Source organism: Streptococcus lutetiensis, from assembly GCF_900475675.1.
Classification (GTDB): Bacteria; Bacillota; Bacilli; order Lactobacillales; family Streptococcaceae; genus Streptococcus; species Streptococcus lutetiensis.
On sequence record NZ_LS483403.1, the window covers coordinates 640,618 to 660,367 of the forward strand.

Annotated in this window: 17 protein-coding genes and 2 pseudogenes; 18 read left to right on the forward strand and 1 reads right to left on the reverse strand. The window is 37.7% G+C overall.

Going from position 1 to position 19,750, the window contains the following annotated elements; genetic code table 11:
- The first annotated feature begins 59 nt into the window (after positions 1-59).
- The 16 genes from DQN23_RS03360 (at position 60) to DQN23_RS03435 (ending at position 15,052) form a co-directional block, all read left to right on the forward strand.
- The gene (locus DQN23_RS03360; RefSeq protein ID WP_004231134.1) at positions 60-578 is read left to right on the forward strand and encodes an adenine phosphoribosyltransferase; all 519 of its coding nucleotides are present in this window, start codon (positions 60-62) and stop codon (positions 576-578) included.
- A 107-nt stretch (positions 579-685) separates the two neighbouring features.
- The gene (gene metA, locus DQN23_RS03365) at positions 686-1,630 is read left to right on the forward strand and encodes a homoserine O-acetyltransferase MetA (RefSeq protein WP_058833141.1); all 945 of its coding nucleotides are present in this window, start codon (positions 686-688) and stop codon (positions 1,628-1,630) included.
- Between the two features lie 78 nt (positions 1,631-1,708).
- Complete coding sequence (locus tag DQN23_RS03370) at positions 1,709-2,383, forward strand: DnaD domain-containing protein (protein ID WP_111712712.1); 675 nt, start codon at positions 1,709-1,711, stop codon at positions 2,381-2,383.
- Positions 2,383-3,033, forward strand: a complete 651-nt coding sequence (gene nth / locus DQN23_RS03375) for an endonuclease III (RefSeq protein ID WP_020916515.1) — start codon at positions 2,383-2,385, stop codon at positions 3,031-3,033. The genes DQN23_RS03370 and nth overlap by 1 nt, the downstream gene beginning before the upstream one ends.
- Before the next feature lie 91 nt (positions 3,034-3,124).
- A complete protein-coding gene (locus DQN23_RS03380) occupies positions 3,125-3,811 on the forward strand; it encodes a tRNA (adenine(22)-N(1))-methyltransferase (RefSeq protein WP_058813782.1) in 687 nt (228 codons plus the stop codon).
- The gene (locus tag DQN23_RS03385) at positions 3,798-4,586 is read left to right on the forward strand and encodes a Nif3-like dinuclear metal center hexameric protein (protein ID WP_111712713.1); all 789 of its coding nucleotides are present in this window, start codon (positions 3,798-3,800) and stop codon (positions 4,584-4,586) included. Before DQN23_RS03380 ends, DQN23_RS03385 begins: the two co-directional genes overlap by 14 nt.
- A gap of 132 nt (positions 4,587-4,718) precedes the next feature.
- Positions 4,719-5,588: a glucose-1-phosphate thymidylyltransferase RfbA gene (gene rfbA / locus DQN23_RS03390; protein WP_058833138.1), complete on the forward strand. Its 870-nt coding sequence runs from the start codon at positions 4,719-4,721 to the stop codon at positions 5,586-5,588.
- A complete protein-coding gene (locus DQN23_RS03395) occupies positions 5,588-6,181 on the forward strand; it encodes a dTDP-4-dehydrorhamnose 3,5-epimerase family protein (protein ID WP_111712714.1) in 594 nt (197 codons plus the stop codon). Before rfbA ends, DQN23_RS03395 begins: the two co-directional genes overlap by 1 nt.
- A gap of 180 nt (positions 6,182-6,361) precedes the next feature.
- Positions 6,362-7,411 carry a dTDP-glucose 4,6-dehydratase gene (gene rfbB, locus DQN23_RS03400; RefSeq protein WP_020916520.1) on the forward strand — a complete coding sequence of 350 codons (1,050 nt, stop codon included), beginning with the start codon at positions 6,362-6,364 and terminating at the stop codon, positions 7,409-7,411.
- Between the two features lie 192 nt (positions 7,412-7,603).
- The gene (locus tag DQN23_RS03405) at positions 7,604-8,089 is read left to right on the forward strand and encodes an NUDIX hydrolase (RefSeq protein WP_020916521.1); all 486 of its coding nucleotides are present in this window, start codon (positions 7,604-7,606) and stop codon (positions 8,087-8,089) included.
- A gap of 34 nt (positions 8,090-8,123) precedes the next feature.
- A complete protein-coding gene (locus DQN23_RS03410; protein ID WP_111712715.1) occupies positions 8,124-9,311 on the forward strand; it encodes an AI-2E family transporter in 1,188 nt (395 codons plus the stop codon).
- Positions 9,301-10,536: a tetratricopeptide repeat protein gene (locus tag DQN23_RS03415; RefSeq protein ID WP_111712716.1), complete on the forward strand. Its 1,236-nt coding sequence runs from the start codon at positions 9,301-9,303 to the stop codon at positions 10,534-10,536. The genes DQN23_RS03410 and DQN23_RS03415 overlap by 11 nt, the downstream gene beginning before the upstream one ends.
- Positions 10,520-10,696, forward strand: coding sequence for a sec-independent periplasmic protein translocation protein TatC (locus DQN23_RS03420; protein ID WP_111712717.1), 177 nt, complete (start codon positions 10,520-10,522; stop codon positions 10,694-10,696). The genes DQN23_RS03415 and DQN23_RS03420 overlap by 17 nt, the downstream gene beginning before the upstream one ends.
- Before the next feature lie 269 nt (positions 10,697-10,965).
- Positions 10,966-12,639 carry an acetolactate synthase AlsS gene (gene alsS, locus DQN23_RS03425; RefSeq protein WP_020916524.1) on the forward strand — a complete coding sequence of 558 codons (1,674 nt, stop codon included), beginning with the start codon at positions 10,966-10,968 and terminating at the stop codon, positions 12,637-12,639.
- 73 nt (positions 12,640-12,712) lie between these two features.
- On the forward strand, positions 12,713-13,432 hold the full coding sequence (gene budA, locus DQN23_RS03430) for an acetolactate decarboxylase (protein ID WP_039697121.1): 720 nt from the start codon (positions 12,713-12,715) through the stop codon (positions 13,430-13,432).
- 216 nt (positions 13,433-13,648) lie between these two features.
- Positions 13,649-15,052 carry an APC family permease gene (locus tag DQN23_RS03435; protein ID WP_020916526.1) on the forward strand — a complete coding sequence of 468 codons (1,404 nt, stop codon included), beginning with the start codon at positions 13,649-13,651 and terminating at the stop codon, positions 15,050-15,052.
- Between the two features lie 51 nt (positions 15,053-15,103).
- Here the strand turns inward: DQN23_RS03435 and DQN23_RS03440 are convergent, their stop codons facing one another.
- Entirely contained in the window at positions 15,104-16,765 is a 1,662-nt protein-coding gene (locus tag DQN23_RS03440) for an Rqc2 family fibronectin-binding protein (RefSeq protein WP_111712718.1), read from the reverse strand.
- Positions 16,766-17,264: 499 nt separating this feature from the next.
- Here DQN23_RS03440 and DQN23_RS03450 point away from each other — a divergent pair.
- Positions 17,265-17,927, forward strand: a pseudogene (locus tag DQN23_RS03450) (NAD(P)-dependent oxidoreductase).
- Between the two features lie 107 nt (positions 17,928-18,034).
- Positions 18,035-19,652, forward strand: a pseudogene (locus DQN23_RS09555) (peptidase M20).
- The last annotated feature ends 98 nt before the right edge of the window (positions 19,653-19,750 follow it).

Below are 19,750 nucleotides of genomic sequence, written 5' to 3' on the forward strand. Positions count from 1 at the left end.
AAATATGCTATAATGAAATGTAAAACATTTTTTGGCAAAAAGCCCATAGAAAGAAGAAAATGGATTTAAAAAATTATATCGCTACAATTGAAAACTATCCTAAAGAAGGGGTCACTTTCCGTGATATTTCTCCTTTGATGGCAGATGGAAATGCTTATAGCTATGCTGTTCGCGAAATTGTACAGTATGCTACTGACAAGAAGATCGACATGATTGTTGGCCCAGAGGCACGCGGATTTATCGTCGGATGCCCAGTTGCATTTGAACTTGGAATTGGTTTCGCACCAGTTCGTAAACCTGGTAAATTACCACGTGAAGTAATCTCAGCTGATTACGAAAAAGAGTACGGCATTGATACACTATGTATGCATGCTGATGCTATCAAACCTGGACAACGTGTCCTTATCGTTGATGACCTTTTGGCAACAGGTGGTACTGTGAAAGCTACTATCGAAATGGTAGAACGCCTTGGTGGTATCGTTGCTGGATGTGCTTTCCTTGTTGAATTGGATGGATTGAACGGACGTAAAGCACTTGAAGGTTATGATACGAAAGTCTTAATGAATTTCCCAGGATAATTATAGCTAAAAACTATAACTACCTAAAGAAATTATATAATTGAAAACTATATCTCCATCTTTTATAATATTACTTAAATATAATATTATAGAGTGGAGATATTTTCATGCCAATAAAACTTGATAAAGAATTACCGGCCTTAGACATTTTGCGCAAAGAGAATGTCTTCATCATGGATAATAAACGAGCAAAGCATCAAGATATTAGACCGATGGATTTTCTCATCGTTAACTTGATGCCAACAAAAGAAGTGACAGAGACACAACTCTTGCGTTTGCTAGCCAATACGCCTTTGCAGATTAATGTTGAATTCCTCTATATGACTAGTCACGAGTCAAAAAATACAACGGCTGAGCATTTAGAAACCTTCTATAAAACTTTTGCGGATGTTAAACATAAGTATTATGATGGGTTGATTATCACGGGTGCTCCAGTTGAAACTTTGGCTTATGAGGAAGTGGATTATTGGGATGAATTGTGCCAAATCTTTGATTGGGGAAAATCTCATGTCTATTCAACCTTGCACTTGTGTTGGGGAGCGCAAGCTGGACTCTATTACAAATATGGTATTAAGAAGGTTTTGCTAGAGGAAAAATTATCAGGCATCTTTTCTCAAAATGTCAAACAACCTTCTAATCCGATTGTCCGTGGGTTTGATGACTGCTTTATGGCGCCGCATTCTAGGTATACAGAAGTTCGTCATGAAGATGTTGCTAAGGTTGATCGATTAGAAGTAATTGCTGAAGGTCCCACAGTTGGTTTGTCTATCGTAGCTAGTAAAGATTTGCGCGAGGTTTATAGCTTTGGACATTTGGAATACGACCGTGAAACTTTGGATCTCGAGTACAAGCGTGATGTTAAAGTTGGCAAGAATCCTAATGTGCCTGCACATTATTATGTCAACGATGATCCTGAGCAAGACGTTCCGATGAAGTGGAATTTAGCTGCAACAACTTTCTTTAGTAATTGGATTAATTATGCTGTTTACCAAGAGACGCCTTATCAACTGGAACAATTGGAAAAAGAATCATCTTTTTACGGTTATTTGTGATGAGGTGATTGTCGATCAAATCTTGCTTTATCTTTGTCAGGTTCGGTTTTAGAGGTGATGATTTTTTAGGAATATATTATGAGTTATTTGGAAAATTTTAAATCAGGCAATCTTGTATTGCCGAGTGCTCTTCTCTTTCATTACAAAGATATTTTTAAACGTGCAGATGATTTTTTGATTTGGCAGTTTATTTATCTCCAAAACACGACTAAGATGGATGATTTGGCACCTAGTCAAATTGCTAGCGCGCTGAATAAAACAGTGGCAGAAGTTAACCGCTCGATTTCTGATTTGACTGCTCAAGGTTTGCTTGATATGAAAACTATTGAGCTTGGTAGTGAAATCGAAGTGGTTTTTGATGCGAGTCCTGTTTTGGCACTATTGGATAAATTAGTTTCTGAACCAAAACAAGTTCCTGAAAAACAAGACGTAAATCCTGTGAAAGAACTTGTCGAAGAGTTTGAACGTGAGCTAGGTCGTATGCTAAGTCCATTTGAATTGGAAGATTTGCAAAAAACTATTCGTGAGGATAAAACGGATCCAGACCTAGTGCGCTCAGCGCTTCGTGAGGCTGTGTTTAACGGCAAGACAAACTGGAATTACATCAATGCCATTTTGCGAAATTGGCGTCGTGAAGGCATTACAACAATGCGCCAAGTTGAGGAACGTCGTAAAGAGTATGAAAATTCAAAAGTAGGTAAAGTCAATGTGTCAGATGACTTTTTGGCTGCGATGGATTTGTGGAGTGACTAATGAGAGTTGGACGTGAGCGTTTAAAGAAAATCTTAGCTATTATTGGTGACATGTATCCAGAAGCGCGTGGCGAGTTGGAATGGGAGACACCATTTCAACTGCTTATCGCGGTGATCTTGTCTGCTCAAACGACGGATAAAGCAGTAAATAAGGTGACTCCAAATCTTTGGAAACATTACCCAGAAATTGAGGACTTGGCTAAGGCAAATTTGGCTGATGTTGAGGAGTGTTTGCGAACTATCGGACTTTATAAGAACAAAGCTCGAAACATTATTAAGACAGCAAGAGCGATTTTGCAAGATTTTGACGGGCAAGTTCCTAAGACACATAAAGAGTTAGAAACCTTGCCAGGAGTTGGACGAAAAACAGCTAATGTTGTGTTAGCAGAAGTTTACGGTATTCCATCAATTGCTGTGGATACGCATGTGTCACGCATTGCTAAGCGCCTCAATATTTCTGCGCCAGATGCTGATGTTAAAGAAATCGAAAAAGATTTGATGAAAAAAATTCCAAAGAAAGATTGGATTTTGACGCATCATCGCTTGATTTTCTTTGGACGTTATCATTGTTTAGCTAAAAAGCCTAAATGTGATATTTGTCCAGTTCAAGCCTATTGCAAATACTATAAAGACAATGTGAAAACTAACTAAGCAGCTCACTTGAGTTGCTTTTGTTATGCTTTTGTAAGGAGAAGTTGTTTTTGATATAATTAAAAAGAATGATATTTTAGAAGGAAGAATTATGCAAACAGTATTATCTAAGCGTTTAGCTGCCGTAGCAGAATTTGTACCGCAAGGAGCACGCTTACTGGATGTCGGAAGTGACCATGCGTACTTACCGATTGCCTTGATGGAAGAGGGAAAAATTGATTTTGCTATTGCTGGTGAAGTTGTCAAAGGTCCATATGAATCAGCGGTTCATAATGTTGCTGGCGCTGGTTTGGCAGATAAAATCGTTGTGCGTTTGGCAGATGGTTTGGCAGCCTTTGAAGCATCAGACAAAGTAACAACGATTACGATTTGTGGTATGGGCGGCGGCTTGATTGCTGATATTTTGGCGGCAGGAGTTGAAAAATTAGCAAGTGTAGACCGTCTTATCTTACAACCTAATAATCGTGAAGATGAGCTTCGTGCTTGGTTGATGAACAATGGCTTCAAACTTGTCACTGAAGAAATCATGACAGAAAATGATAAATTTTATGAAATCATGGTTGTTGAACACGGACAGATGACTTTGTCAGAGACAGACTTACGCTTTGGTCCTTTCTTGAACCAAGAAAAATCAGCTGTCTTCAAAGCACGTTGGCAACGAGAATTGAAAAAATTAGAAATTGCTTTGCCACATGTGCCAGAAAATCGTGTCGATGACCGCGCTGCTATTTCACAAAAAATGACAGCTATCAAGGAGGCTATCAATGAAAGCAAGTGAAATCATTGAACGCTACGAAGCATACTGTCCACGTGAGCTTTCTATGGAAGGAGATATTTCTGGTCTCCAAATTGGAACTCTTGATAAAGAAGTTAATCGTGTCATGATCGCTCTTGATGTGCGTGAAACGACAGTGGCAGAAGCAATCGAGAAAAATGTTGACTTGATTATCGTTAAGCACGCTCCCATTTTTCGTCCGCTAAAAGACCTTGTGGTGACTCCCCAAAATCAGATTTACCTTGACTTGGTAAAACATGATATCGCTGTATACGTGAGTCACACAAATATCGATATTGTGCCAGATGGTTTAAATGATTGGTTCTGTGAGCTATTAGACATTACCGATACAGAGATTTTAAGTCCTACGGCTGATGGTTACGGGATTGGTCGAGTTGGAACGATTGAGGAGCAACCTTTTTCGGAATTTGCTCTTAAGGTTAAAGAAAAATTCAACTTAGATAGTGTTCGTTTGGTCGCATATGGAAACCAAGATAAGCTCATTAATCGCGTAGCTATTTGTGGTGGTAGTGGTCAAAGTTTTTACCGTGAAGCAATGGCAAAAGGGACGCAAGTCTACATCACTGGTGATATTTATTACCATACTGCTCAAGAAATGATTACAAATGGCATGCTTGCTATTGACCCTGGGCATCATATTGAAGTGCTCATGGTTGATAAATTACTTGAGAAATTTAATGCCTGGAAAAATGACAATCATTGGTCAGTAGATTTCATTGCCAGTGAGGCAGAAACAAATCCGTTTTATCATTTATAAATAATTACTGACATTTGTCAGTAATTTTCGTTAAAAGTTTGTAAAATTAGGAAATTTAGTGACAGCATTTGCAAAAAATGATAGAATAGTTCTGATAATTGATAATTTATTAATAAAGAGGGAGACCTAACTATGAAAGGTATTATTCTTGCAGGAGGTTCAGGAACACGTCTGTATCCTTTGACTCGTGCGGCTTCAAAACAACTTATGCCAGTGTATGATAAACCAATGATTTATTATCCACTATCAACATTGATGTTAGCAGGTATCCGAGATATCTTGATTATCTCAACACCAACTGATATTCATCGTTTTGAAGAACTACTTGGCGACGGTTCAGAATTTGGTATTTCACTTTCTTACGCTGTTCAACCAAGTCCAGATGGATTGGCACAAGCCTTTATCATCGGTGAAGAATTTATCGGAGATGACAATGTTGCTCTTGTTTTGGGAGATAACATTTACCATGGAGCAGGTCTAAGTAAAATGCTTCAAAAAGCAGCAAGCAAAGAAAAAGGTGCTACTGTCTTTGGTTACCAAGTAAAAGACCCAGAACGTTTTGGTGTTGTTGAATTCGACGAAGATTTCAACGCTCTTTCAATCGAAGAAAAGCCAGAACATCCAAAATCACACTACGCTGTAACAGGTCTTTACTTCTACGATAACGACGTTGTGGAAATTGCTAAAAACATCAAACCAAGTGCACGTGGTGAACTTGAAATCACAGATGTTAATAAAGCCTATCTAGAACGTGGCGACCTTTCTGTGGAAGTTATGGGACGTGGCTTTGCATGGCTTGATACAGGAACACACGAAAGCCTTCTGGAAGCAGCTCAGTACATTGAAACAGTGCAACGTATGCAAAACCTTCAAGTGGCAAACTTGGAAGAAATTGCATACCGCATGGGTTACATCACAAAAGAAGATGTTTACAACCTTGCACAACCACTTAAGAAAAACGAATACGGAAAATACTTGCTCCGTTTGGTTGGAGAAGAATAATGACAGAACAGTTTTTTGGTAAAGAATTAGCAGCACGTAAAATCGAAGCTATCCCAGGAATGATTGAATTTGATATTCCTGTTCACGGTGACAGCCGCGGATGGTTTAAAGAAAATTTCCAAAAAGAAAAAATGCTTCCTCTTGGTTTCCCAGAATCATTCTTTGCAGAAGGAAAATTACAAAATAACGTTAGCTTTTCACATAAAAACGTTTTGCGTGGACTTCATGCAGAACCTTGGGACAAATACATCTCAGTTGCCGACGAAGGTAAAGTTCTAGGTTCATGGGTTGATTTACGTGAAGGTGACAGCTTTGGTCATGTTTACCAAACAGTTATCGATGCTTCAAAAGGTATCTTTGTCCCACGTGGTGTCGCTAACGGTTTCCAAGTATTGTCTGATAAAGTATCATACAGCTACTTGGTTAATGACTATTGGGCACTTGAACTTAAACCAAAATACGCTTTTGTAAACTATGCTGACCCAACTCTTGGTATCAAATGGGAAAACTTGGAAGAAGCAGAGGTTTCTGAAGCAGATAAAAATCACCCATTGCTTAAAGATGTAAAACCATTACGTAAAGAAGATTTGTAAGAAGATTTGTAATAAAAATAAAAAAATAATCAGAAAGGAGTGTTCAGTTTTAAGAAACTGAACATGGGACTAAATCTCTGAGAAAAAAGAAAAATCTTCCTAGACACTTGTCGTCTGCGTCAGATTTCCTATTTTTCTACGAGATTTTTCGCGAGCGAAACGTCCCTTTGTATCTTAATTATGTCTGAATACAAAAATATTATTGTAACCGGTGGTGCAGGTTTTATCGGTTCAAACTTCGTACACTATGTTTACAACAACCACCCAGATGTACACGTTACTGTTCTTGATAAATTAACATACGCAGGTAACCGTGCAAACTTGGAAGAAATCCTTGGTGACCGTGTTGAATTGGTTGTTGGTGATATCGCAGATGCAGAATTGGTTGACAAATTGGCAGCAAAAGCTGATGCTATCGTTCACTACGCTGCAGAAAGCCACAACGATAACTCACTAAAAGACCCAAGCCCATTCATCCAAACAAACTTTGTTGGTACTTACACACTTTTGGAAGCTGCTCGTAAATACGATATCCGTTTCCACCACGTATCAACTGACGAAGTTTACGGAGATCTTCCACTTCGCGAAGATCTTCCAGGACATGGTGAAGGCCCAGGTGAAAAATTCACTGCCGAAACTAAATACAACCCAAGTTCACCATACTCATCAACAAAAGCTGCATCAGATTTGATCGTAAAAGCTTGGGTACGTTCATTTGGCGTTAAAGCAACAATCTCTAACTGTTCAAATAACTACGGACCATACCAACACATCGAAAAATTCATTCCTCGTCAAATCACAAATATCTTGTCAGGAATTAAACCAAAACTTTACGGTGATGGTAAAAACGTTCGTGACTGGATTCACACAAACGACCACTCAACAGGTGTTTGGGCAATCTTGACAAAAGGACGTATCGGTGAAACTTACCTTATCGGTGCTGATGGTGAAAAGAACAACAAAGAAGTTCTTGAACTTATCCTTGAAAAAATGGGTCAACCAAAAGATGCTTACGATCACGTAACAGACCGTGCTGGTCACGACCTTCGTTACGCAATCGATTCAACTAAACTTCGTGAAGAACTTGGTTGGGAACCACAATACAATAATTTTGAAGAAGGACTTGAAGCAACAATCAAATGGTACACAGATAACCAAGATTGGTGGAAAGCTGAAAAAGAAGCAGTTGAAGCCAACTATGCTAAAACTCAAAAAGTTCTTGATAAATAATTTAAAAAGCCTACCGTATCAAGCCACGCTTGGTACGGGGCTTTTTTTAGCTTTTGAGAAAAAGCAAAGCTAAGATAAGGTTAACTGAAAAATACCTATAATAACTTAGAATTATTTTATAAGTTAGGCTCTGATTCAAGAATTGTGTTTGGTTTTCTGGTACAATAGAAGAAAACGAGAAAGAAGAGAAAGATGACAAAGTTAGCGACGATTTGTTATATTGATAACGGTGAGGCACTTTTGCTTTTGCATCGTAATAAAAAGCCAAACGATGTTCATGAGGGAAAATGGATTTCGGTTGGTGGTAAACTTGAAGCGAGTGAAACGCCTGATGAATGTGCCAAACGTGAAATTTTTGAAGAAACGCATTTTACAGTTAAGGAAATGGATTTTAAAGGTGTGATTACTTTCCCTGAATTTACGCCAGGTCACGATTGGTATACCTACGTCTTTAAGGTGACAGATTTTGAAGGTGAATTAATCTCTGACGAAGAATCACGTGAGGGTACTCTTGAGTGGGTTCCTTATGATAAGGTGTTATCAAAACCAACTTGGGAAGGTGACTATGAAATCTTTAAGTGGATTTTAGATGATGTGCCATTCTTCTCAGCTAAGTTTACTTATGATGACAAGCAACGCTTGGTAGATAAGAGTGTTACTTTTTATGGTGATAAGTAGTCCTTATTGAAGTTGTCTGAAGAGAGGAGTTTTTATGGATCGTCATCAAGAAAAGAAATTTACGGAGTCTTGGTTTTTTAAATGGGTTTTAAACAGTCAAGCTACTGTGGCAGTTATGGTCACTTTTCTTGTCTTTTTGACCCTTTATTTGTTCACTAAGATTTCATTTCTATTTAAACCTATTTTGTCTTTTTTAGCCATCATCATGCTTCCTTTGGTGATTTCGGCAATTCTTTACTATCTGATTAAGCCTTTGGTTGGATTGATTGAACGACGTGGTGTTAATCGAACGGCTTCAATTTTCATTGTTTATGCTATTATTGTGGCTCTACTTATTTGGGCGGTAGCAAGTTTTATTCCTATGATTGAAGGACAATTAACCTCATTTGTTGAGAATTTACCTGCTTATGTTAAAAGTGTCAATGTTGAAAGTTCTAAACTTTTGAAGAGCCCTTGGTTGACTAATTATCAGTCAGAATTGCAGGACATGCTAGCCAATATCAGTAATAAAGCTGTTGATTATGCAGAAAGCTTTTCTAAGAACGCTATTGATTGGGCATCAAGTTTTGCCACCGCTATTGCTCGCGTGACCTTAGCTATCATTATGTCACCATTCATTCTCTTTTATTTCTTAAGAGATAGTCATAAGATGAAAGAGGGGTTAATTAAGGTACTCCCGACTAGAATACGTCGTCCAACATCACGTATTCTTGGGGATATCAACAAACAACTTGCTGGTTATGTTCAAGGTCAAGTAACTGTGGCGATTGTTGTTGGGATTATGTTTACAATCTTCTTTAATATGATTGGTTTGCGTTATGCGGCAACTTTTGGTATTATTGCAGGCTTCCTTAATATGATTCCATATCTTGGTAGTTTCTTAGCCATGGTTCCTGTTGTGATTATGGGGATTGTTCAAGGACCAATTATGCTGATTAAGATTCTTGTGACCTTCGTGGTTGAACAAACGATTGAAGGGCGTTTTGTGGCTCCTTTGGTTTTGGGAAGCAAGCTAAGCATTCATCCGATTACCATTATGTTTATTTTGCTAACGTTTGGCTCAATGTTTGGTATTTGGGGAGTTTTCCTAGGAATTCCGGTTTATGCCTCTATCAAGGTGATTGTTAAAGAAATTTTTGACTGGTACAAAGCTGCCAGTGGTTTATATGAAGAAGAGTTAATTGTAGAAGAAGGAGGAGAAGAATCAAAAGATGTTAAATAGTGAAAAAATGGTTGCCTCAATCCAGAGTCAAGATTTGGAGCATGCTAATAAATATTTTAAACGAGCTTTGAAAGAAGACGATGCTGAGACTCTTTTGGAATTGGCAGAGTATCTTGAAAGCATTGGTTTCTTGCCACAAGCAAAAGAAATTTATTTGCAAGAACGTGAAGATTATCCTGAAGTTAATATCAATCTAGCTCAGATTGCGACTGAAGATGGTGATATCGAAGGTGCTTTCTTGTATCTTGATGCTATTTCGCCTGAGAGCGATACTTATTTGTCTGCTTTGCTTGTTATGGCAGATATCTACGAAATGGAAGGGCTAGCTGACGTTGCGCGTGAAAAACTTCTCCAGGCTAGTCAGATTAGTGATGAACCTTTGGTTATTTTTGGTTTGGCTGAAATCGAAATGGAACTTGGTAATTACAACCAAGCTATCAAAGAATACGCTAAGCTAGATAATCGAGATATTCTTGAATTGACTGGTGTGTCAACCTATCAACGTATCGGTCGTGTATATGCTAGTCTCGGAAAATTTGAAGCAGCTATTGAATTTCTTGAAAAAGCTGCTGAGATTGAATACGATGATAATACTGTTTTTGAATTAGCGACAATTTTATATGATCAAGATGAATACCAAAAAGCAAATATTTACTTCAAACAATTGGAGACAATGAATCCTGATTTTGAAGGGTATGAGTATGTTTATGCACAATCTCTTCATGAAGAAAATAAAACTGAAGAAGCCCTTCGATTGGTTCAAAAAGGTTTGGCTAAAAATGAATTTGATACCAATCTTTTGCTTGCAGCATCACAATTTTCATATGAATTACACGATATCAAACAAGCAGAAAGTTATCTTTTGAAAGGAAAAGAAGTAGCTGTTGACGATGAAGATGTCTTGATACGTTTGACAAACTTATACTTAGAAGAAGAACGCTACGACGATGTTGTAGCTCTTAATCGCGATAACATTGATAATGTGCTTACTAAATGGAATATTGCCAAAGCTTACCAAGCTCTTGAGGCTGATAAAAAGGCTCTCAAAATTTATGATGATTTAGCAACTGACTTGGTAGACAATCCAGAATTCTTGCAAGACTATGCCTATATTTTGCGTGAATTTGGCTACGCAGATCGTGCTAAGGATGTAGCTAAACGTTATTTGACTTTGGTTCCAGATGATGTCAATATGGTGGAATTTTTAAATGAAGATGAATTTTAAGAGTCTTTTGGCTAGTAACCTAATAACGGTTATTATCATTTTTGTTTTGCTATTATTCTTTGATCAAAGTGGTGAACCACTTCGCAATATTCTTGTGGTATTTGGTAGTTTTATCTTGATGACCATCTATGATTTTGTCAGAACAAGACGAAAAAAATAGAGTAAAAAGCGCGACAACTTCGTCGTGTTTTTTCTTGTAATTTTCAAGAATGTTTTTAATCTTACTTTAGAAAGATAAAGAAAAATTTCACAAGAGAAATTTCACAAACTTTTCGTAAAACTATGGTATAATTGATTAATATTTGTGAAAAATAAAAATTTGTGATTTAGATTTGACTAATTTTATCGCCAGATTTTCTTGAAATTGTGATATATTGGAACTTTAAAAACTGTTCTTAATTAGTCATCTAAAGACATATAGGAGATAAAATGACTGAACAAAAGCAATATGGGGCTGATTTGGTAGTGGATAGTCTCATCAACCATGACATTGACTATGTTTTTGGTATTCCTGGTGCTAAAATTGATCGTATTTTTGACACTCTTGAAGATAAGGGGCCACAGTTGATTGTAGCTCGTCATGAGCAAAATGCTGCTTTTATGGCACAAGGGATTGGACGTATTACAGGTACACCTGGCGTTGTGATTACAACAAGTGGACCTGGAGTTTCAAATTTGGCGACAGGATTGGTGACCGCAACGGATGAAGGGGATCCTGTTTTAGCGATTTCAGGTCAAGTAAAACGTGCTGATTTGCTGAAACGGTCTCACCAATCTATGAAAAATGTGGCAATGATGGAACCAGTTACAAAATATGCTGTAGAAGTTCATGAGCCAGATACTCTCTCTGAAACAATTGCTAATGCCTATCGTGTGGCAAAGTCAGGTAAACGTGGTGCAAGCTTTGTTTCCATTCCACAAGATGTGACTGACAGTTTGGTTTCCGTAAAAGCAATCAAGCCATTAACAGATCCTCAATTGGGTTCTGCGTCAGTTGGTGATATCAACTATTTAGCGCAAGCTATCCGAAATGCCGACTTACCAGTTCTTCTTCTGGGAAATGGTGCTTCAACGCGTGCAGTTACAAAGTCTATTCGTAAGTTATTGGATGCTGTAAAATTACCAGTTGTTGAAACTTTCCAAGGGGCAGGTATCGTATCGCGTGAACTTGAAGAAGACACTTTCTTTGGACGTGTTGGGCTTTTCCGCAATCAGCCAGGTGACATGTTGCTTAAAAAAGCTGACCTAGTTATTGCTATTGGTTATGACCCAATTGAGTATGAAGCCCGAAATTGGAATGCTGAAATTTCAGCTCGTATTATTGTTATCGACGTTGCGCAAGCTGAAATCGATACTTATTTCCAACCAGAACGTGAATTGATTGGTAACATTGCGGATACGATTGACTTGCTCTTGCCTGCCGTTAATGGTTATGTTTTGACAAAAGCATCAGTAGATTATTTGCAAAATCTGAAGAAAAATGTTGTCGAAGATGTCAAATTTGATCGTAATTCCAAGGAAGGTTTGGTTCACCCGCTTGATGTTATTGATGTCTTACAAGAAAATACAACAGATGATATGACTGTCACTGTTGACGTTGGTAGTCACTACATTTGGATGGCACGTTATTTCAAATCATATGAAGCTCGTCATCTGCTCTTTTCAAACGGCATGCAGACCCTTGGAGTTGCACTTCCTTGGGCAATTTCAGCTGCTCTTGTTCGCCCAAATACAACTGTTATCTCTGTATCTGGTGATGGTGGTTTCCTCTTCTCAGCGCAAGAATTAGAAACTGCAGTTCGTCTTAATTTACCAATCGTTCACATTATCTGGAATGATGGTAAATACAATATGGTTGAATTCCAAGAAGAGATGAAATACGGTCGTTCTTCAGGCGTTGATTTTGGTCCTGTTGATTTTGTGAAATACGCTGAAAGTTTTGGTGCTAAAGGTTACCGTGTTGATAGCAAAGAAGGTTTTGAAGCGACCTTCAAAAAAGCTCTTGCTGAAGCAGCCAATGGTCCAGTTCTTATCGATATTCCAATCGATTACAAAGATAATATCAAACTTGGTGAAACAATCTTACCAGACGAATTTTATTAAGCTTGCAATTTAACGAATTTGGCAATAAAATATTAATGTCAGTTAATTTTTAATGACGAAAGTGAAGGAGAATATGTCAGAAGCAATTAAACTTTTTCAATATAATACCTTAAGTGCCCTAATGGCTGGTCTTTATGGTGGTACCTTAACCATTGGTGAGTTACTAGAGCACGGTGATTTGGGAATCGGAACACTCGATTCTATTGATGGAGAGTTGATTATTCTAGACGGTAAAGCCTATCAAGCTATCGGTTCAAACGGGAAACCTGAAATTGTTGAGGTTTCTGATGATGTCAAAGTTCCTTACGCTGCAGTTGTTCCTCATCAAGCTGAAGTGATTTTCAAACAACGTTTTGAAATGACAGATGCAGAGTTGAAAAAACGTATCGAATCGTATTATGATGGTGTGAACTTGTTCCGTTCGATTAAAATTAAGGGGACTTTTTCTAACATGCATGTTCGCATGATTCCCAAATCTGCGCCAAATACAAAATTTGCAGAAGTTGCAACACGCCAACCCGAATATTCACGTGAAAATGTCACAGGGACTATTGTGGGTATCTGGACACCTAAGATGTTCCACGGAGTAAGTGTTGCTGGTTATCATTTACACTTTATTTCAGATGATTTAACCTTCGGTGGTCATGTGATGGATTTTGTGATTTCAGAAGGTGTGGTTGAAGTAGGACCTGTTGACCAACTTGATCAACGTTTCCCAGTTCAAGACCGCAAATACCTTTTTGCAAAATTTAACATGGACGAATTGAAAGAAGACATCAAAAAAAGCGAATAAATCGTCTAGTTATCGCATATGAAAAAGGCACACTTCTAAAAACGAGTTTATCTTGTTTTAGCAATGTGTTTTTTTACGGATAAAAATGAGGTATAGAGTTGATTTTTATTTATATTTATCCTAAAATAAAAGACGTTGTGCATGTGAATCTTGTATCAAGGATTGATAGAATTATAAGAATTGCATGACGATTTCAAACAAATAACAGGAGAATGTATGGATATTTTTCGAAAGACCCCGATGGCGCAAAAGACAAGCCATTTGCAACGACGCCTGGGGCTTGCTGAACTTATCTTTTTAGGGGTAGGTTCGATTGTTGGGACTGGGATTTTCACGATAACAGGAGTAGGTGCTTCTCAATATGCAGGACCTGCGATTACTATTTCAATTATTATTGCTGCTATCTGTGTAACCATGTCAGCTTTATTCTTTGCAGAATTTTCTTCAAGATTGCCTCATTCAGGTGGTGTGTATCGCTATTTGTATACTGTTTTTGGAGAGTACCCAGCTTGGATTGCAGGTTGGTTTATGATGATTGAATTTGCAGGAGCGATTTCAACGGCAGCCTCTGGTTGGGGAGAGTATTTAAAAGCTTTCTTGAAAACTTTTGGCATTAGTTTGCCGACAGCTTTGAGTGGTCCTTTTAATCCTGCAAAGGGAACTTATATTGATATTGTTCCTGTTATCTTATTACTTTGTGTGACAGCCCTTGTTGTACTAGGGGTTCAAACGGTATTGAGATTTAATTCTATTTTGGTTATCTTTAAATTAGCGGTTTTGCTTATATTTATTGCTCTTGGTTTGACAGCAATTAATACACAAAACTGGAGTGATTTCACACCGTTCGGATTTGGTCAAATTTATGGTGGAAAAGTTGGTATCATGGCTGGTGCGTCATTGATGTTCTTTGCTTTTCTTGGATTTGAATCAATTTCTATGGCGGCTGATGAGACCAAAGAACCTCAAAAGAAAATTCCGCAAGGTATCTTCTTTTCAATTGGATTGACAACTTTGTTGTATGTTTTGGTTACTTTGGTTTTAACTGGAACTGTTCACTATACTAAATTAAATACAGCTGACGTGGTACCATTTGTTTTACGTAGCATTGGTTTTTCATTAGTAGGTAATATTGTTTCTGTTGTGGTTATTTTTACATTGGTAACGGTATGTATTTCTATGATGTTTGCCTTGTCACGTGTGATTTACAATGTCAGTTGTGATGGGCTTTTGCCTGAGCAATTCCAAGAATTAACACCGAAGAGCAAGGTTCCTAAGAAAGCAACTATATTTGTTGGGATTGTCACAATGTTCTTCTCGGGAGTTTTTCCTTTGGAAATTCTAGCTTTGTTAGTTAATATTGTGACACTTGCATACCTTATCCTGCTTGCTTTTGGGGTTATCAAACTTCGTAAAGATTTTGGTGAGCCAAAAGAAGGGGAATTCAGAGCACCTTGGGTGCCATTTTTGCCAATATTATCAATTGTGGTTTGCTTGGCTTTGATGACACAATGTAAGCTTGAGACATGGTATTGCTTTATCATTGCCTTTGTGATTGGAACAATCATTTATTTTGCTTATGGTTACCGTCACTCAAAATTAATCGATAAAACTGAAGAATAAATAAAAAGCATTGGCTTTTAGCCAATGCTTTTTTGCAATCTTAATAGCAAGTTATTTCTTATTTTCAATGCGCATGCTATTGATTTTTTCTTCGGTTGGTGTAACGCGAAGTGTTTTTTGACCAGTGTATGTGACAAAACCAGGTTTGGCACCAGTAGGTTTGTTGAGTTTTTTAGCTTCAATCATATCGACTTGGATAAGATTTGATAGGCGAGCTTTTGAGTAATAAGCTGCTAATTCAGCGGCATCAGTCTTGACTTCATCGCTTGGGTTAAGATTGTCCTTGATGAGTACGTGACTACCTGGAATATCCTTAGCGTGGAACCAGAGTTCACCTTTTTTCGCCATTTTGAAGGTTAATTCATCATTTTGCAGGTTGTTGCGTCCGACCATGATGATTGTCTTACCATCTGAAGCAAGGTATTGCTCTGGTTTTTTACGTTTGTGATGTTTATCGCGCGTGCGGCGTTTGACAAAACCAGTTTCCACCAACTCTTCACGAATGTCTTCGATATCAGAGATAGAAGCGTGACTAAGAGAAGTTTCAACACTTTCAAGATAAGTGATTGTGTGTTTTGTTTCTTCGATAAGCCCTGTTAAGTGTTTGACAGCTTCTTTTAGTTTTTGGTATTTTTTGAAATAACGCTGAGCATTTTGGTTAGGGGTCAAACTTTTATCAAGAGCAATAGTGATTTTTTCATTAGTGTAGTAGTTATCAAGTTCCACTTGGTCTTGATTGTTTGGCACCATTGAGAGATAAGTGGTTAAGAGTTCGCCTTTTTGGCGGAATTCTTCGGCGTTTTCAGTAGCTGCCAATTCTTTTTCTTGTTTTGCTAGCTTTTTGATATTTTTATCGAGTTCAGTTTGAACACGGTGAATCAAGTCGCTTGATTGTTGGTTGACGCGATCGCGTTCAGCTTTATCTTGATAGAAAACATCTAGCAACTCTGAAAGGCTGTCAAAAGTTTGACCGCTATTATTAAATGGCACCGCTGCAAATGATTTGTCAGTCATATTTGGCTGGACAGGTCGAGCAAAGAAAGCACGGAACTGTTTGAGTTTGTCATCACTAAGCTGAGCTGCCAAATTTTCAGCGGTATCACGTCCCAAACCTTGGAAAAGCTTTTGAAGATGACGTGGTGCCAAATCCTCGGTTTGTAAGATTTCAAATAATTTTTCATCTGAAACGGTAAAAGGATTTTTAGCATTAGTTTTTGGCGGTGCAATGTAAGTTGAACCAGGCAAGATTGTTCGGTAGCTGTTTTGTGAGAAACCGATATGCTTGATAGATTCGATAATCTTACTTTCAGCCTTATCAATCAAGATGATGTTACTGTGTTTGCCCATGATTTCAACAACCAAGGTGACCTTGATGTTGTCACCGATTTCATTTTTATTTGAAAAGGCGATTTCTAAAACACGGTCATTTTCAATTTGTGTGATGTTTTCAATAACCGCACCTTGAAGGTATTTACGCATAATCATGGTAAAGGTATTAGGTGTTTGAGGGTTTTGAAAGTCTGTTTTAGTAATTTGCAGACGCCCAAAAACAGGGTGGGCAGAAAGTAACAGTTTATAGTTTTTACGGTTATTACGAATGGTTAAAACAAGCTCGTGCTCAAAGGGCTGATTAACTTTTTGAATGCGTCCGTAGAGAAGCTCATCTTGTAATTCTTTGGTTAAATGATGTAGGAAAAAACCATCAAATGACATGATTAAAGTTGCCGTAATGCTAGCTAACCGAGAGCGATAAAAAGCTTACGACGTCTCCTTTCTAATCTCATGTTTTCAATTCTTCTATTATACCATAACCCTTGCAAAATCTGGACTCTGCGATATGGGAAAGTCTGTCCCTTACGATTTTTTTAATTTTTGAATGATTGTTAGAAGGTCTAGGTAATGCTTATTTTCCATTTTGACGATGGCGTAGGTTTTGATAAAAATGTCTTTGAGCTTTTTAGAGCTTGAAATGATATTGGAATTTTCAAGCAGACATTCTGCGATATCTTGACTAACAATGGTAATGCCAGTACCTTTAAGGACCTCGTGCTCAATCAGTGAGAGGTTATCGATAGAAATATGATGTTGGGTTGGCAGCTGGTTAATCTTGATAAATTCTTTTAAGAAATTGTGATAACTGCTGGTCGTGTGATAGAGTAAGAAAAGCGATTCTTCACCCTTGTCAAATTTTTCGATGAGCTCTTTTTGCCCGATGAAGGAAAATATTCTGGCAAAATTTCCAGATTTAAAAGGAATTGCGGTTAATGCTACGGGAATAAATACCATTGATTGTGAGTATGCAGAGAAGTTAGGCATTGCTATTCGAAATTTAGGAGCGCATTCGACAGAAGATGTTGCCAACCACACGATTGCTCTATTACTAGCACTAAATCAAAAACTCTTTATTCATCGTAAATACATTGAAGCTGGTTTTTGGAGTTATCAAAAAGCCGGTGAAGTAAAGCGTTTATCCTCGCAAACTTTGGCAATTTTTAGTCTTGGTCGAATTGGTCAAGCAGTAGCAAAACGTGCGAAAAGTTTTGGCATGTCAGTGATTGCCTACGATCCTTTTTTGCCAGAAGAGATGGCATAAGAAATCGGGGTCAAATTGGTCTCGGTTGAGACTATCCAAGTAGAAGCTGATGTGATTAGCTTGCATTTATTTGCTAATTCGGCAAATGAGCATTTCTTTAATCGTGATTTCTTTAAGAAATTGAAAAAGCCAGTGTTGTTTATCAATGTGGCGCGTGGGAGTCTGATTGATGAAGCAGCCTTGGTAGAAGCACTTGATGAAGGTGAAGTGATTGGTGCTGGTTTGGACGTTTTAGAGAGTGAAAATCCAGACCTGATTAACAATTCCTTTACTTGGACGTGAGAATGTTATTCTAACGCCACATTCAGCCTTTTATAGTCAAGAAAGTCTGAACACCTTGCAAGTTCAAACGGTTAAAAATGCAGTTGCCATTTTAAAGGAGTATCATCATGAAATTTGAAACGATTGAAGCCTACAGTTTGCCAGAGCGCATCGAAGCAATTACTAAATATTTGGTGTCCATTCTTTCGGTAAATGGCACAGAAGGTGAAGTTAAGCTGGCAGATGCCATCTATAACTTATTGCAGCACCGTATTTTAAAGCTCACTCAGAAGACCTCTGGCAGTAAGTTTTAGAAAATGACTCCTTGAAACGAAAAAATAATTTTGCACTGCTCAAAAAATCAGGAACAACTAAGACTGTCATTTTACACTCGCATATGGACACCGTAGGCATAGAGGATTATGGTCCGCTAAAGACAATCGCAAATGATCCAGATACTCTGATAGATTTTTTTAAAGATTATGACAATGACCCTGTCGTTCAAGAGCATGCTAAATCAGATGATTGGCTCTTTGGACGAGGTATTCTTGACATGAAATCGGGCGATGCGGTCAATATTGCAACACTTTTCTATTACATGGAACACATGGATGAACTTTCCTGTAATTTACTTGTGGTGACCAATTGTGTTGAGGAAAATGACCATACGGGTGCTATTCAAGTCTCAAGTGAACTTTTACGTTTGCGTAAAGCTGGCTATGATTTTAAAGTGGCTATCAATACAGATTTTATTTCGCCATCATATGACGGTGATGATAAGAAATATATCTACACAGGCGCAGCTAGAAAAATGTTGACATGTTTTTACATCAAAGGGAGAGAAACGCATGTTGGCAGTTGCCTAATGGGCATTGATGACACAATGATTTCTAGTGAGATTAATCTTAAAATCAATACCAACCTTGATTTAGTTGAAAAAATTGACAATGAAGATGTATTGCCAAGTTCTGTGCTTTTACAACGAGGTTGCAAGGATTTTTATAATATCCACACAAACAAGCGTGCCAATCTTTATTTCAATACTTTCTTATATGAAAAAAGTGCAGATACCATTTTGGACACCTTAATGGAAGCTAGTCGTGAGGCTGTCCATGAGGCTTCAAGACATTATAAAGAATGATTTAAGATTTATTCGGAAAGAAGTCATATTCATAGACAGATTTCACATGATATTACTGTGATGACTTTTTCGCAGTATCTAGATGTTTTGGAGAAAAAAGTTTTGATAGCCAAGCCTTGATTAGGAAGTGCTTTGAAACTATCGAATATTATGACAAACGAGAAGTTGGCTTTGATTTAATTGACTACCTTGAGGCAAAAACACAGTCTGATGAAGTAAAAGTGATTATCTTTTTAGCGCCGCCATTTTGTCCTCGCAATTATACTGGCCGTGACAGCGATGTTGACCAAGCGCTTGAAAAAATGATGACAGAATTTCCTGAAGAACATTTTGTGAAACGTCGTTTTTCCCCATTTTTAAGTGATTCTAGTTATCTTGCGATACGAGAAAGTCCAGAAGACATTGAAAAACTAAAAGCAAATTTTCCTCTGATGGATGCGATTTATCCTTTGCCAGTTGAGACGATTAGAAGCCTTGATATTCCAGCTCTTGACTTGAGCGTTTATGGTATTGGAGCTCATACTTGGAAAGAGAGACTCTATAAACCTTATTTTTATCACACTCTTCCAAAGGTTATTAGGAGTTTTATCCAGCATTTAAGCTAAAGTTTGAGCTTGGCAAATAAGTGTTTTGAATAAAAATAAGAAAATTTCGAAAAGAACTTGAAATTTTCAGAATTTAGGTTATAATTATTAAAAAACAC

Bases quoted from the DNA above. Each gene is read 5' to 3' on its own strand.
- metA (WP_058833141.1), top strand. From the start codon at position 686: ATGCCAATAAAACTTGATAAAGAATTACCGGCCTTAGACATTTTGCGC.
- DQN23_RS03360 (WP_004231134.1), top strand. From the start codon at position 60: ATGGATTTAAAAAATTATATCGCTACAATTGAAAACTATCCTAAAGAA.
- DQN23_RS03395 (WP_111712714.1), top strand. From the start codon at position 5,588: ATGACAGAACAGTTTTTTGGTAAAGAATTAGCAGCACGTAAAATCGAA.
- DQN23_RS03405 (WP_020916521.1), top strand. From the start codon at position 7,604: ATGACAAAGTTAGCGACGATTTGTTATATTGATAACGGTGAGGCACTT.
- DQN23_RS03380 (WP_058813782.1), top strand. From the start codon at position 3,125: ATGCAAACAGTATTATCTAAGCGTTTAGCTGCCGTAGCAGAATTTGTA.
- DQN23_RS03435 (WP_020916526.1), top strand. From the start codon at position 13,649: ATGGATATTTTTCGAAAGACCCCGATGGCGCAAAAGACAAGCCATTTG.
- budA (WP_039697121.1), top strand. From the start codon at position 12,713: ATGTCAGAAGCAATTAAACTTTTTCAATATAATACCTTAAGTGCCCTA.
- nth (WP_020916515.1), top strand. From the start codon at position 2,383: ATGAGAGTTGGACGTGAGCGTTTAAAGAAAATCTTAGCTATTATTGGT.
- DQN23_RS03415 (WP_111712716.1), top strand. From the start codon at position 9,301: ATGTTAAATAGTGAAAAAATGGTTGCCTCAATCCAGAGTCAAGATTTG.
- alsS (WP_020916524.1), top strand. From the start codon at position 10,966: ATGACTGAACAAAAGCAATATGGGGCTGATTTGGTAGTGGATAGTCTC.
- rfbA (WP_058833138.1), top strand. From the start codon at position 4,719: ATGAAAGGTATTATTCTTGCAGGAGGTTCAGGAACACGTCTGTATCCT.
- rfbB (WP_020916520.1), top strand. From the start codon at position 6,362: ATGTCTGAATACAAAAATATTATTGTAACCGGTGGTGCAGGTTTTATC.
- DQN23_RS03420 (WP_111712717.1), top strand. From the start codon at position 10,520: ATGAAGATGAATTTTAAGAGTCTTTTGGCTAGTAACCTAATAACGGTT.
- DQN23_RS03370 (WP_111712712.1), top strand. From the start codon at position 1,709: ATGAGTTATTTGGAAAATTTTAAATCAGGCAATCTTGTATTGCCGAGT.
- DQN23_RS03385 (WP_111712713.1), top strand. From the start codon at position 3,798: ATGAAAGCAAGTGAAATCATTGAACGCTACGAAGCATACTGTCCACGT.
- DQN23_RS03440 (WP_111712718.1), bottom strand. From the start codon at position 16,765: ATGTCATTTGATGGTTTTTTCCTACATCATTTAACCAAAGAATTACAA.
- DQN23_RS03410 (WP_111712715.1), top strand. From the start codon at position 8,124: ATGGATCGTCATCAAGAAAAGAAATTTACGGAGTCTTGGTTTTTTAAA.